Annotated in this window: 8 protein-coding genes and 2 pseudogenes; 5 read left to right on the top strand and 5 right to left on the bottom strand. The window is 61.3% G+C overall.

Annotated features, from left to right (window positions below; all coding sequences use genetic code 11):
* The first annotated feature begins 12 nt into the window (after window positions 1–12).
* Together ACT2FV_RS14140 and ACT2FV_RS14135 are read left to right on the top strand one after the other, a co-directional pair.
* Entirely contained in the window at window positions 13–2688 is a 2676-nt protein-coding gene (locus ACT2FV_RS14140; protein ID WP_444504131.1) for a TcfC E-set like domain-containing protein, read from the top strand.
* A 224-nt stretch (window positions 2689–2912) separates the two neighbouring features.
* Entirely contained in the window at window positions 2913–3497 is a 585-nt protein-coding gene (locus tag ACT2FV_RS14135) for a hypothetical protein (protein WP_444504130.1), read from the top strand.
* A 59-nt stretch (window positions 3498–3556) separates the two neighbouring features.
* On the opposite strand, the pseudogene ACT2FV_RS14130 reads toward ACT2FV_RS14135, so the two are convergent.
* Window positions 3557–3796: pseudogene (locus ACT2FV_RS14130) on the bottom strand (IS3 family transposase); the annotation flags it as partial.
* 613 nt (window positions 3797–4409) lie between these two features.
* Between ACT2FV_RS14130 and ACT2FV_RS14125 the strand changes: the two are divergent.
* Window positions 4410–6566 (top strand): ATP-binding protein, encoded by a 2157-nt coding sequence (locus ACT2FV_RS14125; protein WP_444504129.1) that lies wholly within the window; start codon window positions 4410–4412, stop codon window positions 6564–6566.
* Window positions 6567–6568: 2 nt separating this feature from the next.
* Here ACT2FV_RS14125 and ACT2FV_RS14120 read toward each other — a convergent pair whose 3' ends face one another.
* Window positions 6569–8992: an ATP-binding protein gene (locus tag ACT2FV_RS14120; RefSeq protein WP_444504128.1), complete on the bottom strand. Its 2424-nt coding sequence runs from the start codon at window positions 8990–8992 to the stop codon at window positions 6569–6571.
* Window positions 8993–9341: 349 nt separating this feature from the next.
* On the opposite strand from ACT2FV_RS14120, the gene ACT2FV_RS14115 reads away from it, so the two are divergent.
* Both ACT2FV_RS14115 and ACT2FV_RS14110 read left to right on the top strand, forming a co-directional pair.
* Entirely contained in the window at window positions 9342–10019 is a 678-nt protein-coding gene (locus ACT2FV_RS14115; RefSeq protein ID WP_444504127.1) for a response regulator, read from the top strand.
* 208 nt (window positions 10020–10227) lie between these two features.
* Window positions 10228–11118, top strand: a pseudogene (locus ACT2FV_RS14110) (transposase).
* A 177-nt stretch (window positions 11119–11295) separates the two neighbouring features.
* On the opposite strand, the gene ACT2FV_RS14105 reads toward ACT2FV_RS14110, so the two are convergent.
* From ACT2FV_RS14105 to ACT2FV_RS14095, 3 genes are all read right to left on the bottom strand, one after another.
* Window positions 11296–13641, bottom strand: coding sequence for a sensor histidine kinase (locus ACT2FV_RS14105; protein ID WP_444504281.1), 2346 nt, complete (start codon window positions 13639–13641; stop codon window positions 11296–11298).
* Window positions 13634–14467 (bottom strand): response regulator transcription factor, encoded by an 834-nt coding sequence (locus ACT2FV_RS14100; protein WP_124906360.1) that lies wholly within the window; start codon window positions 14465–14467, stop codon window positions 13634–13636. Before ACT2FV_RS14100 ends, ACT2FV_RS14105 begins: the two co-directional genes overlap by 8 nt.
* Window positions 14468–14811: 344 nt before the next feature.
* Window positions 14812–15132: a hypothetical protein gene (locus ACT2FV_RS14095; RefSeq protein ID WP_444504126.1), complete on the bottom strand. Its 321-nt coding sequence runs from the start codon at window positions 15130–15132 to the stop codon at window positions 14812–14814.
* Between the last annotated feature and the right edge of the window lie 276 nt (window positions 15133–15408).

Here is a 15408-nt window from a genome sequence, read left to right as displayed (position 1 = left end):
TTTGGACTGCGAATGAAAAAGTCGACAATGACAGCAATTAACGTCGCCGTATCCCTTGCGGGAGGATGGGTGTCGTCGGCTGTGCTTGCGGCGGATCATTCGGTGATGTTCGATCGGGGTGCGCGGGCAGTCGAGACACCCGAAGCTGACAGGGGGCGCGACGAGTCCGCATACGCCGTCGATGTCGACGCGATCACGGTCTCGGAATACGCATCGGTGTCCGTGCCAGCGTCGGACATGGAACCAGGCCGCGATGCTCGCTCGTTGAATCCGGAAATTGCCGATCGCGCGCCCGATCCTGCGGAGGGTGCACATGCCGATGGCACATTGGCTGCTGGTCAGTACGCCTTTCCTGACAACCTGCTCGGTGCACTCGAGCAGGGTGTCGACGTGCCCGTGCGGCTCAAGATCGATAGCGGTTCGGAGGAAGCGGGCCGGGCGACCGTCAAGTACGATGGTCGCACGCTGACGCTGGTGGACTTCAGCCTCGCGAAGATCGCCATCACGGATGCCGCGAAGCAAAGGATTGCGGATCGCTACGGCAAGCCGCTGCGCATGGTCGCGGAAACGTCGAGCGTACGCGAGGACGTATCTGACGTCCAACTGGAATTCAACCTCCGGACGTTCGAACTGGTTGCACAACTGCCGAGGGATGCCTATGCAAGCGAAGGCGCGCCGCGCTTGCATATGCTGCCCGACAGTACCGAGAAGCATCCGAGCGGTGTGCTGAATTACGACATGTCGGTCGTGAAGAACGCCAGAGCCGATGCGAACGGCTACCTCCACATGCAGTCGGTCAGCGCAATTGGTGTCAATCACGCGTATGTTGAGGGCGACATTCGCAGCGGCGACGATTTCAACCTGTATGAAGCGCGGCTGGAACGTGACTACCGCGGCGTATCGATCACGGCCGGCTATCTGAGCACCTGGTCGATGAATGCGCTGGGGCAGACAACGTTCCTTCCGGGCGGGCGCTTTCTTGGCGTCAGCGCAGGCACCGCAAGCCGCTCGGAGTTGAACGACGGCTCGCTGGCGCGCACGCCAATCTTCGCGTTCATGCCTGCATCGGGTGAAGTGCAGATTCATCGCGACGGCAAGCTGATCAACGTTCAGCATCTTCCCCTCGGCAACCAGGAAATCGATACGCGCCAGTTGCCAGTCGGGACTTACCCGATTCGCGTGGACGTCGTTGTCAACGGTCGTGTGGTGTCGTCCCGCAATGAGCAAGTGTACAAGCCGAGTAACGGCGGAACCGGTGCGGACACGCAGTATCAGTTCTATGTCGGCCAGTATGTTGCGAACAACGTTGGGGGGCGTGGTGCGATCAGCCGACAGCTCGTCGGCGCGAGCGGCAAGATGGCGACTCGGTTCGGCACGTTTAACGGCAGTGCATATTATTTTGACGGTCTGGCCGCCGCCGAACTGCGTTATCAACGGGGTTTCAAGCACGGTAACGTAGGCATCGACACGGGAGCGACGAGCGACGGCGGTTTTCGCGTGAATGCGAATGGCGCGGCGAACATCGGGCCTGTCGGCGCGTGGGCGAACTACATGCTGACGACGGGCAGCACCGCGAAAAACGGCGTATACAATCAGCGCACACTGAGCTTCGGTTCGAACGTGAACGTTGCGCGTATGTTCGGCTGGGCCAACAACGCGACGCTCAACGTGAGCGGCAGCGTATACGGCGGCGGCGGTCAGGACTACCGCATCGACTGGAGCCAGGACATTTACTCGAACAAATGGGTGCGCGTGATGCTCAATGGCGGCCAGATGTTCAGCCGGAATAGCGGCGGCATGGGCCGTAAGTGGAACAATGCGTTCTACGTCGGCCTGAATGCGACGTTCTCGTTCGGCGACGCAGGCATCGACTATTCGCGTTCGCTCGATACCGAGCAGATCGGCGCGCACGTCGGCTGGCGGCCGGAGCGTATCCCGGGCGTCGACTATCTGTCGGCAGGGGTCAACCGCTCGCGTTCGCTGTCGAGCGACTATGGCAATCCGTCGAGCACCCAAGCGAACCTTGGCGCGCAGGGCCACAACCGCTGGTTCGGCTGGCAAGGTAACGTGAACATCGACGATACCGGCGACGCCAGCGGCACCGCCGCGATGCAGGGCAGTGTCGGGTGGAACACGCGCGGCATCGGGTTCAACAGCAAGAAGGGCGAAAGCGGCGTGATCGTCGGCGTGGACAAGTCGGCACGTGGCAACCTCGAGATGGTGTCGACGAATGGGGCGTTGGCGCTCGATTCGCGTTCCACGTTCGTTCCGCTTACGGGATACCGCGAACACCGCGTGACGATCCGCACGCGTCGTGACACGCCGGAAAACTTCGATATCCAGGAAGGCGACGCCAAGCTCGTGCTGTATCCGGGCAACGTCGCGTCGATGATGCCGAAGGTCCGCCGGCTGGTAACGGTGTTCGGCGTGCTGACCGAGAACGGTTTGGTGAAGCCGAACACCGAGATTCGCAACCACATCGGCAAGGCTACGACTGCAGCCGACGGCGGTTTCGTGATCGACGTCGATACCGCCTATCCGGTCATTCAATACGAGACCGGCACCGGCGGAACGTGCGAGATCGACTTTGACCTCAGCAAAGCGCAAGGCGCGCTGTGGGTTGATCAGATCGAATGCAAACCGAAAAGCGTGGCCGATGCGCGCCCGGTTCGGCGTCGCGAAGGTTGATACCAAACCAAAATGGAGGAGACGTATCCATATGCGCGGCCGACGCAGTCGGTCGCGTGTCTATTTTTGTCGGGTAACGCGCGATGCCGGGTCGACTGGCTGAGTTGTAGCGGGTGAGATGCGTATGCGCGGACCAGTAACCAGTGAGGAATCGATTGAGGCAATTCGCAGCGTTCGTGATGTTGGTCTGGTCTTGCACAGCGCAGGCATTGTCCGTTGGCGACATGACCTATTTCATGGGGTCCGGGAAAGACTATCTCGTTCGCGAGGTCGTGAACGACAGCGACCAGACGCGCGTATACGGCGTGTCAGTGGAGGAGAGCGCTCCGCCGTATGGCGACGTCGCGACCTGGAAGCCGAAAGGCGGCGATCTGATGTACGCACCGAAGCAACTCGTGTTGCGCCCGAACAAGAGTGGGTGGTTGCGTCTCTATTTCAAAGGTGTAAGTGACGACTCGCCACGCTATTTTCGCGTGACGTTCCGGGAGGAGCGCGCGGTTTCGATCGATACAAATGCGGTCAAGGTGAAACCGCGTCTCGAGTTGCAGACAATCCTGGTCGTGCAGCCGAGGTCGCCAAGGCAGGCTTATCGGGTCGATGGGACGCTATTCGTTAATACGGGGAACACGGTCATGCTGGCAACCGCGCATGGGGAATGTGCGCTTTTGATTGACTGCATGCGAGACCGCTATTTGTCGCCTGGTGAATCACTCGATCTGGCCGGGCTGAATCCAGTGGGCGGCCCGGTCAGGGTCGTCTTGGCAAACGGGACCGACACGCATGAAGTGAAAGTGGTGCCGGCGAATTGATGTTCCCAGTTTCGTCTCATTTGCAAATTTGTCTTCCCCTGTTCTCCCGGACGGGTTTATCAGCCCGCAATACGGTGCTGGAACTGAACCGGGGTAAGGAAGTTCAGCGTTGAGCGCCGGCGGTACGAATCGTAGAGGCGCTCGATGTATTCGAACACATCGGCACGGGTGCGATAGGCGCGCCTGTTCACGCGCTCGGTTCTTCAGGATTGAAGAAGCATTCCATTGCGGCGTTGTCCCCAGGAATCGCCTCGACGGCGCATGCCAAATGCAATGCCCTCTTGCCTGAGTAGCGATCTTGGAAGCAGCTCGGCACCGGTATCAAGAATCAGGTGCCGGCGCCGGCGAGCTTGTGTCTGGAAAAACGGGGTAAGGCCAAAAGCCGACCACTAAGGCTCGGCACTCTCCGGGAAATCCAAGCGGTTCAGCCTGCGTCGCACTAGCACTAGCTCTAGAACTAACTTGTACGCCGGATTTTTAGAGCAGGTCAGAGTTGCGCCCTGATTGCTAACGGCCCTTCGTGAAGCCGTGGCGCGGATGACGTCGCCTTTTATTTTTAGGACAAATCTTATGTTGCGGCGTCACTTTGTAATACAGAATCCCCATCAAACAACGCGCGCAACAATGCGCAATACCGTTGACAAGTTCGCGCGCGATGTACCTTTCAAACCTTCTTCAAGCCTTCTATATGTGGGTGTTGCATTCTCAGGGTCTCCCATACGTAACACCTGAACCGGCAGCAGCGTGGTGATCCGACGTGCATCCTGCGGGATTCTGAAGGCGACACCTGAACGAGAAGCAAATTGTTGGGCTTTGTGCGATGTGTCGCCTGAGTCAAGGTCCCGCCCGCGACGCGGCGGCTCCTCGCGATTCATTCCATCAGCATCGTCATATTTCTAAGCTGCATCGATCATGAAAAATATACGCGCTTCGCGCTGGACCCAATGGTGTTCGCTCTGTCGTGTATTGCTTCCGGTTGTCTGCGTGGTCCTGCTGCCTGGCGCGGTTGCGTCAACGCTTTGGCAGAAACCGATCTTCACCGATGAAGAGCTGCGATGGATCGACGCACACCCGATCGTTCATATAGCAGTCGAGGCGAACTGGAGTCCAATCGAATATGTACGCAACGGAAAGCATGCTGGTCTTGTCGCCGGGTACCTGAACGCGGTTTCGAAAATGACCGGACTCACGTTCGACACGGTGCCTGGGACGGAATGGGGCCGTGCGTACGACGCGCTCGCTACCGGCAAGGTGGATTTGCTGCCGGGTGTGTGGCGAGAGTTGGTATCTGACCGTGTCGGCAGCGACGCACTAGTCAGTACACCTTATCTGGTCGGGCGGCTGACCGCCGTGACACGTGACAATTCCGCGATGGTTTTCAGTCTGAAGCGGCTCGAAGGCCGGCGCGTCGCGATCAAGGGGCGAGGCGCAGTCGAATACTTCACCCGTCATAGCGGCGTCGCGCTCGACGTGCTGACGTTCGACACCGAGGAACTCGCACTTGCTGCGGTGGCCAACGGCGAAGCCGACGCCGCGCTTGGCATCGACGTCACGATCCTGCCGATCGTTCGCCGGCAATTCCCGGGGCAGCTTTACATGTCCGGCATGCTGGCGGATCGCCCCGTGTCGTTGGCCATGCTCACGCGCGCCGATCTGCCGATTCTGGCGTCGATCATCGACAAGTCGCTCGCAGCGATTCCGGTGAGCGAAACCGCTGCGATCATGCAGGACTGGGTTGAACTCGGCGACAACGGCAAGCCGACACGACGCTCAATCCTGCATGATCGCGCGCCGGAGGTGGTCGCGATTGCTGCGACGTTGCTGATATTCGCGTTGTTCGCCTATCTCTACTGGAGATCCCGCGCGGCGGCGATTCGCAGCAAGCTGGACAAGGCGATGGTCCTCGCGTTCGTGAGCCACGAGATCCGCACGCCGATGCAGACTGTTCTGTCGTCGCTCGATTTTCTGCGGCGCTCGCATTTGCCGCCACGACAGGCCGATCGCGCGGATGCGGCCGTGTCCGCGTCAGGAACGCTCTTGGCGCTGCTGGACGATATCCTGGAATACTCCCGCCTCGAGTCGAGCAAGGTGACGTTTGCCGCGCAGGCAGTGGAGCTCGAGTCGTGGGCCCGAGAAACCGTCGATATGGTGCGCTGGCGTGCCGAATCCAAGGGAATCTCGATGACGCTAGACAGCGAGATCCCTCCGGCGCTGCATGTCGAGATCGATCCGGTTCGCGTGCGCCAGATCGTGCTGAACCTGTTAGTCAATGCAATCAACTTCACGGATGACGGCACCGTTACGTTGCGTGTTCGCATTTCCGCGACCCGCCGACGGCGAAACAGGACGCTGCTTCTGGAAGTCGGCCACACGGGAGTTGGCATTGCTGCGGATCAATTCAAGCATCTGTTCGATGCGTATTGGCAAGATGATCGTGCTTCACGTTCCGGCGGAGTCGGCAGCGGGTTCGGCCTCGCGATCTGCCGTAAGCTCGTCGAGTTAATGCGTGGAACGATTACGGTCAGCAGTACACCGCGTGTCGAGACCGTCTTCTCGGTCAAGCTGCCGGTTGCAGTCACGGATAACGCGTCGTCGGCACAGTCAACCGCGTGGGCGCCGGTGAGCCCACCAGCATCCGCCGCCCAATCATGCCGAAAAGTACCGTACATCCTGATCGTCGATGATAACGAAGCCGTACGGGACTCGCTGCAGGATCAATGCGAGGCGCTGGGCTGCGTCGGCATCATCGCTGACTCGGGGGAGGCCGCGTTGCAGCAGCTCGCACGCACGCATGTCGACATGGTGCTGCTGGATTGCAATCTCCCAGACGTAGATGGCTGCGCGCTCGTACGCGCGATCCGTCAACGCGAGTCTGCAAGAAAGGGGCGATACGTTCCGATCATCGTCATATCGGCAAATACCGGCGACGCGCACAAGGTGCGTTGCTTCGAGAGCGGCATGGATGGTGTGCTCGGCAAGCCGCTGCGGCTCGAAGCGTTGCGGCAGATGATCGCGATGTGGTGCCCTGCGTATGCGGGCGTTGCACCGGATCAGGCGGCAGCCACATAGGCTTATGTGCGCGTGCTGCAGGGCCTGGATTGGCCTGAATCCGGCGTAGCCGTCTCGATGCGATGCTGACGTAACAAATCATCATGAAGCGGGCCGACATTGCCAGGAATCGCGTCGGACACGGCCTCCAGGACGCGCTCGAGCTCGGCTGCCAGGTTACTCGTCCCCGCATGCCCGGCAATCGCGGCTGCCCCTTTGATTCTATGCGCCATATAGCGCGCCCTGTCAGCATCGCCGGCCGAGAGCGCGGTGCTCAGAGCCGCCAGATCCGCGTCGATACTTTGACGGTAGATCTCTGAGAATTCCCGACCTGCTATTGGTGTCGGTTCGACAGGCGGCTGGTGCCTGTCACGCTTGCTTGCCGGGCACCAAAGATCGATCATCTGCCGCAACGCTTCGAGCCGCAGCGGCTTGCCGAGCACCCCATCCATTCCGCTTTCGAAGCAGCGCTCACGATGCGCATCTTCCGTCGACGCCGAGATCGCGATAATCGGTGTGCGCGCCTGTCCGCGTTGTTGCTCGCTGGCGCGCATGCGCCGTGCGACCGTGTAGCCGTCGACGTCCGGCAGGTCGCAATCGAGCAGCACCATGTCGTACTGAGTGCGCTCGAACCGATCGAGCGCTTGCGCGCCGTTGCCGGCGATGGCCGAACGGCACGCGAGCGCATCAAGTTGATGCTGGATCGCATGTTGAACCGCTTCGTGATCGTCGACGATGAGGACCATCGGACCTTCGTCGACTCGCTGGGAAGCCGGCGTATCGGTCGTGTCGGGTTCACGTGAAGGCGCCTCCGGCACGACCGCATTCCGGGCTGCTACCCATCGGGTACGTTGCGCAGGCAGGATCACGGTGAAGATTGTGCCTTTGTCTGGGCTACTGCTGACGGTAATCACTCCGTTCATGAGCTCAACCAGTTCGCGGCAGATCGACAGGCCCAGGCCGCTGCCGTTCACGCGACGGCTGCCCGGCTCCTCGACGCGCTGATAGGGCTCGAAGATGTGGCTCTGACGCGCGGGCGGAATGCCGATCCCGGTATCGCGGACTTCGATCACAAGTGAACCGGCAGTGTTCGGCTTACCTTCCAGATAGTCGACACGCAGCGAGACTGATCCCTCCGACGTAAACTTGATTGCATTGACGAGCAGATTCAACACGATCTGCCGCGTGCGGACCGGATCGATCAGCAGGGTCAAATCGGCTGGGCAGGCGAGTTCAAGCGCAAGGTTCAGTCCTTTCTCGTCGACCCTCCAGCGCACCATGTCGGCGCTGCGGCGCAACCACGCCTCAATTTGCGTTGGTTCGGGCGCGAGTGTGACGTTGTGCGATTCGAGTCGCGAGTATTCGAGCACGTCATCGAGCAGCGTCAGCAGCGATTCCGAGGCGGCAACGGCTGCATCCGCTCGACCTGCTTGTTTCGGCGTGAGCTGCGACTGCTGCAGCAGCTCGAGCGACGAAAGGATCGTGTGCATCGGCGTGCGGATCTCGTGGCTCACGAACGCGAGGAACATTGCCTTTTCGCGCTCGCTGCGAACCGCAGCGGCGCGTGCGCGCCACGAAAGGAACGCGATTGCTGCTAGCGCGAACACGGTGGCGCCGGCTGCTGTAACCTGCCAGCGTCGATAGTAAAGGATTGAGCGCAGAGTCGGCTCGCCGTAGTCAGTCGACTCCATCCATTGGCGTGAAATCTCCTCGCCCGTGCGAGCGGGAATCGCAGCCAACGATTTATCGAGAATGGATGCGAGCAGGGGCATGTCGCTGCGGGTTGCCAGGGCCAGCGCATATGGCCGGTCCGGCAGGCCGCCCGCCAGGAACAGCCGACCCAGGAACTGTCGGCGTAGCAGCGGCATGATTGATATGTCCGTGCCGAGGGCGACATCCGCATTTCCGTCGACGACGGCAGTGAGCGCATCCTGTTCGTCGTCATAGGTCAGCAGCGTCACGGGCAGGCCGCTCTGGCGAATCGCATATTCCAGCCCGCCGTTGCCCTTGATCGCGATTCGTTTGCCGGCCAGATTGCGGGAATCGACGAACAGGTTCAGGTGTTCCGGCGCAACCACGAACATCGTGCCGACGAAGTACGGTTGGCTGACAGTGACGCCGGCGCGATACATCGACACATCTGCGCTTTTCGATACGTCGGGCACCACATCGATCTTTCCGGAGATCAGGGCGTCATGCGAGTCCGCCCATGACAGGCCGTCGACGTACTCAAAGCGCAATCCGCTCACGCGCGAAATCGCATCGAGGTACGACGGCACGATGCCAACTACTTTCCCGTGGTCGCGAAATTCGAACGGGCGCCAGTGTGGATCGATTGTGGTGCGCACCACCGGATGCGCGGCAATCCACGCCTTCTCTTCAGCTGTGAATTGCGGCGAATTGTTTGCCCATCCGAACGTGGGCGTCAGCCAGACGATTGCGCTCATTAGCACGGCACATCGTTTCAAACTCAGCTTGCTCACGTTGTTCAACCAGATTGTTGGCCGGTCTGCCGTGGACGGTCCTCAGACGAGTATCGGACGCCGAGATGGCCGCAGGTAAAACCGAAAAACGAGACCGACATCATAGGTCGCGCGTTGCGGAAACGCAATGCGGCACTGCGATCGCAGGACCTGCACATTGAGTCACCAGGGTTAAAAATTGCCCCAAAAGCCGGTAAGCTACTCGAAATAATCATGGATGGCATCCCGCGACAATATCGGGGCTAGCCGTTTCGCGCCGTATACAACAACGATAGGGGTAACTATGAGGCCTGGGCACCAGCCGATCCGCGTCGTGATTCTGGACGACCATGCCATCGTCCAACTCGGGATTGCAAATTACTTGACCGAGAAGAGCTCCATCAAACTGGTAGCGAGCTTCGGCAAGTCGCGCGACCTGATTCGCTGGCTCGAAGCGAACCGCGCCGATGTGGTGCTACTCGACTACACGCTTGGTCCCGACGAGATCGACGGCCTCGATCTCGTCAAGCTCATCAATACGCGATTCCCCGATTGTCGGATGCTGATGATGTCGAGCAACGACACGTCGGCAACCGTCAACATGACGATGCGCGCAGGTGCGCTCGGTTTTTTCGGCAAGAGCGAGGATCTCGGTGAGCTCGCACGCGCGATCCGCGTCGTGGCAAGTGGTCACTCATTTATCAGCGCCGAACTCTCGAACCGGATCAGGTGGGGCATGCCGACAGATTCGCGTGGGGCCGAACCGAGGGACGCTAGCGGTGACGATAAACCGTCGCCCGATTCTTGTTCGGCGGCGGACTTGCTGCTCAGCCCGCGCGAGCATGAAGTGTTGCGGTGCTTTCTTGCTGGTATGTCCGTGTCGGAGATCGCGTCGAAATTCTTCCGAAGTCCCAAGACGATCAGCGCGCAAAAGCAATCCGCATATCGTAAACTCGGTATCCGCAACGATGCCGAATTGTTCGCGTCCCGCAAGTTGATCGAGAAGCACTGAATCAACTCCGGTCATCGCCGTGGTCGAATATCGTTGCACACATGCGCGTGGTGGAGGAGTTGGACAGGTGACTGCGCTGCACACCTCAATGCCTCTTCTGGCGACACTATCCGATTGTTTCTATAAATTTTCTTCGGCATGACCTGAGCCGTTTCTCGTAGCCATCAGCAAGTGAGTTCTCTTTTGTCCTAGAGGCAAGGAGAACTCGATGAAGAAGCGATTTGCCGACGAGCAGATCATCCGAATCTTGCGCGAGACCGAGAGCCGGGACGAGCCGGTGGAGGATATGTGCAAGCGCCACAACATCTCGGAACAGACGTTCTATCGTTGGCGCAACAAGTTCGGCGGCATGGATGTGGCCGACGCCCGTCGGCTCAAGGATCTGGAATCGGAGAACGAGCGGCTCAAGCGCCTGATTGCCGAGCAATTGCTGGTAATCGACGGCCTGAAGGAACTCAGCCGAAAAAAATGAGCATCCCAACGGGCCGGCGCGAAGCGCTGGAAGTCCTGACTCGGCGGGGTGTCTCGCAACGCAAGGCATGTGGTTATCTGGGGTTGAGCCGCCGGGTGGCCACCTATACGCTCAAGCAACCGGAGAAGGATCGGAGCCTCGGCGAGCAATTGATGGCGGCCGCGCAGGAATTGCCGCGCTTCGGCTACTGGCGCATGTCGGCTTGGCTGGCGCTGGGCGAATCGCGCGTGCGATGAATGTGGCGAGCCTTGCAGCTCAACATTCCGCGGCGGCGGCCTCGCCGTCGTCGTTGTGGCAACGACATTCGCCTGCCCGGTGCGACACAACTGAATTCGGTATGGGGCTACGACCTCGTGCACGACCAACTGGTCGATGGGCGAGCGTTGAAGATGCTTTGCGTGATCGATGAATATACCCGCGAGTGCCTGGCGATCGAAGTCGGTGCCAGCCTGAGGTCGCAGGATGTCATCCTGACGCAGCCGTGCCGATGCAAAGGTGCTCGTCGAACGCTGGCGACAGTTCTACAACGAGCGCCGGCCGCATAGTGCGCATCGCTACCAACCGCCCGCCAGGGTCCGTCGAGCCTGGCTGGATTCCGATCATATCGACGCGAGACTCACTGCCTGATTGGTCACAAAATTCCGCCTCAGGTCATGGCGCCGCCGCGTCGAATCCGTGGCGCGAGCTCGACTGACCGGCGATGCCGGGCCAATTCGGGCACGCGCGGTTCGGGCCGATCATCGGCGGCGTCGAACGGCGGTCGAACGACGGCCCCGCCGGACCCGGAGCGGGCGCATTGCCGCGCTACCGGGTCGGCCCGGCCGTATCCGTCTCGGCGTCGAACGATGCCTCCGCGATACGCGCGCGTTTCAGCGAGCCGGCGAGCTTCTCGATCGCATGCAGATCGAGTGCGTCGAGGTGCTCGCGCGTCGCCTGCGCGAAGGCCGCATGGTCCGGCTCGTCCGCAAACCGGCCGAGCCATTCCTCGATATCGGTGAGCCGGCCCTCGCCGGCGAGCCGGATCAGTTCGTCGAGCGCATCGTCGGACGGGCCGCGCAGGACGGGGGCGGGGGTCTCGGGTCCGGCATCGCTCGCCGGCCGAAACCGCCGGACGAGCCACGACACCGGCACGAGCGCGTGACCGACGGCCGGCGCGACGACCGGGAACGAGAACGACGTGCCGACGCCGGGCTGGCTGGTAACGGCCAGCTCGCCGCCCATCGCGCCGACGATACGCTGTGCGATGAACAGCCCGAGCCCCGTGCCGCCGTTCACGGCCTGCACCTGCTGGTACGCGCGGAAGATGTCGCGCGTCCCGGCGATGTCGATTCCGATCCCCGTATCGGCGACCTCGAACACGAGGCGCCATGCAGCGCCTTCCCGCGACGCGCGAACCGACAGCGTGACCGTGCCGTCGCGCGTGAACTTCGATGCGTTGGACAGCAGGTTGAGCAGCACCTGCTGCAGCCGGATGCCGTCGATCGACAGCTTGCGCGGCAGCGGCGTCAGCGGCCGATAGTCGAACCGGTTGCCCTGTTGCGAACACAGCGCGACCGCATAGTCGCCGATATCGTTCAGCAGGCCGGGCAGGTCGGTCACGTCGGGGGAAATGCCGAGCGGCTGCAGTTCGGCCTTCGTGAACGTGAGCAATTCGTCGATCAGCGCGAGCTGGTAGCGGATGCTGCGGTCGATCGACCGGATCAGCCGCGCCTGGCTGCGCGTCGCGCTTTGCAGCAGCAGCTTCGCGTAGCCGTTGATCGTGGACAGTGGCGCGCGCAGGTCGTGACTGACATAGCCGAGCGTCTCGATCTTCTGCTGCATGTGCGTTCTCGCCTGCTGCAGCGCGTCGTTGAGCGCGACCGTGCGTTTCGCCACTTCATCGCGCAGGCGATCCTGTTCGGTGAGTTGCCAGTGCTCGAGCCGCTTGCGCGCGTCGGTGCGCTGGCGGCCCACGTGGTCGATCCATGCGGCCAGCACCAGCAGATGCGTGGCGAGTCCGATGATCGCGATGACGGGGTTCGGATAGAGGTCGGATTTCAGCCAGAACAGCCAGGCCGGCATCGTGTTCATGCCGTCGAGCATCCGGAGCAGGATGTTGAAGGTGGCGAACGTGACGGCGATCAGCATCACGCGGCTCGTCGGCGTGCGGCGGATCACGAGCATCAGCGCGAGGCTGATGTTCACGATCCCCATCGCCGTGTTCAGCCGCAGGCAGAACCACGTGAACGTCAGCAGGTCGCCGAACGCCGCGCCGGCCATGCCGACGCATTCGAGCGCGAGGAAGGCAACGTAGACCGCGCGCATCGGCATGCCGGCCTTCTCGCGGTGCGCGACCATCAGGATGAAGACGATGAAGCACGCGACCGACAGGTACGCGAAGATCACCTCGCCCCGCGCCGACCACGCGTAGGCGCCGGGCCACAGATACATCGCGGTATAGCCGCGGTACGTCGCTTCGAACAGCGTCGTGCCCAGGGCCAGCATCGCCAGCACGACGAACATGCCGCTGCGCGAAAAGAAACCGATCAGCAGTGCACACCATACGAGTGCGAGCAGCCCGCCGAAGAAGCCGAAGTTCCACATTGCGGCGTGAAGTTCCTGCGCGTCCCACGCGTCGCGGGTGAACGCGGCCGGCGCGAGCCTCATTTCCTTGCGCGACGTAACGCGGATCAACACGGGCAGTCGTTCGCCCGCGCGCAGCGTCATGTCGAGCACCGGATATCGGGAAGCCGCACGGTTCGCGTTGCCGTTATCCGCCGGGAATCGGGCGGCGAGCGTCCACGCGCCGCCGCGATCGACATAAAAGGCTGCTTGGTCGACGCGTGCGTCGCGAATCGCGAGCACCAGCGCGCGCTCGACGCTGTCGCGATTGGCCAGCGTTGCGCCTACCCACCACGCCGAGCGGGAAAACTCGATGTTGAAAGACGGTTGCGCTGCCGCGGGCGCGCCGCGTGCCGAACCTTCGAGCCGCGCGGCCACCTCGACGACGGACATCGCCGCACCCGGATCCTCGACGATCGACACCGCTTCCACGCGCGCGGTCTGGCCGGATGGTTCTGTCGCGTCGGCGCGGGGCGCCGCGCACGCGGCCACCAGCGCCACCAGGAGCGGCAGGACGGCGAGCCAGCCGGACGCGCGGCGCCTATGCATCGCGCTGGTGTTCATGCGACGGCGGCGGCGCGTCGACCGTCGGTCGCTGGCGCCGCCAGTCGGACGGCGTGATGCCGAAGCGTTCGCGAAACGCCGTGGCGAAATTGCCTGGTGTCGAAAAGCCGATCTCCTCGGCGATGTCGCCGATCCCCATCGACGTCTCCGCGAGAAAGTGCTTCGCCGCGCGCAGTCGCGTATCGCGCAGATATTCGAACACGGTCTGGCCAAGGTGATCGCGGAACACGCGAGACAGGCGCTTTTCGTGCGTGCCGACCTGCCGAGCGAGTTCGTCGAGCGCCGGCGGATTGCGCAGTTCGCGCAGCAGGATCTCGCTCGCCGCGCGCACCAGCGCGGCGTCGGGGTGATCGGGCAGTTCGGGCAGGTGCGCAAACGGCTGGCTGCGCCGCGTGCGCTTCAGGTGATTGCGGATCCGGGCGATCACCTCGGCCGGTTCGAACGGTTTCACGATGTAGTCGAGCGCGCCGGTTTCGAGCCCGGCGATCCGATCCTCGAGATCGCCCGCGGCGGTCAGGATGATGACGGGAATGTTCTGCGTCGATGGCGTGGACCCCAGCAGCCGGCATGCGGCGAAACCGTCCATGCGCGGCATCCGCACATCCATCAGGATCAGGTCGGGTGCGATGGCCTGCGCGCGGTGATAGGCCTGCAGGCCGTCGAATGCGACGCTGATCCGGCACCGCGCGGCGCGCAGGATTTCCGTCAGGAGCCGCAGGTCGTTCGGGCGGTCGTCTACGACGAGAATGTGTGCGCCAACGAGATCCGGCGTGGCGCGGGGCGACGCCGAACTGGACGAGCGGGATGACATGGTTGCTAAAGCTTAGGGGTAGGCCGGGGCGGACTCGCTGCATCTGTGTGCGCGATTGTTGCGAAAAATTATATGCCGACAAAGATGCCGGCGGTGGGGATTCCGTCCACCGCGTGTGGGCATGTTTGACAGCGCGACGGTCTGTCGTGATCGCCGCAGCCGGGGGCGGAAAATCGGATGGAAAAAAATTCCGATTTCGATATTAAATACTGGATTTTATTACCGATTGAATGGCATGAACATCGAATTGGCCCAGTAGATGAATTGGTGCTCTTTCTGTCGAGAAGATGGCCGGAACGGTGGTGGATCGAGTTCATCAATTCATAGTCTCCGTGATTAAGGTTTTATTTGTGGTTGATTAAAAATACTTTCACATATATCCGTTTGGCTGCATCGGATCGTATGAATGTAAATAACGTCAGCTCCAGAAAACAATTTGTCCGCTGCGGAAAAGGTTTGATCCAAGGAAGCCCTGCACACTTGGCGGGACGCGGCTGGAATCGGTTCTTCGGCATGACCCGGTTCTGCGCGAAATTTTCTGCCACAGCCGTTTTTCGGGGAATGCTGCATTCAATGTGACATTGAATGCTGGCAAATCCCAGTTTTCGGGACAACGGCGGTGCAACGAAGGTCGGCACGAGGGTAATGCGGGCTTCATCGTTCATCGAATGCACCGATATGAAAAATGATCGATGAATCATGAAGCAGATGCGAGTTTGGCACATCAGGCGACAAAAAATCGTCAAAGAAAGTCAGTAAGTTAATTCAGTGCAGGGGTCATCCGGCAGTCATCTTCCATTCTGGAAATCCGGAATGGAAGATGCGCGCCAGGATGGAAAGTGTGGGTGGGTTCGCGTCGATCGCCGGGTGGTTCGATCCTCCGGGAGGCGGTTGCGCGAAACCCACTCTCGAATCAGGCGGGCACGAAAAAACATGAACAT

It is taken from the genome of Burkholderia sp. PR2 (assembly GCF_052372875.1).
GTDB lineage: Bacteria > Pseudomonadota > Gammaproteobacteria > Burkholderiales > Burkholderiaceae > Burkholderia > Burkholderia diffusa.
The sequence above is the reverse complement of the archived record's forward strand: the minus strand, read 5'-3'. Positions and strand labels throughout refer to the sequence as shown.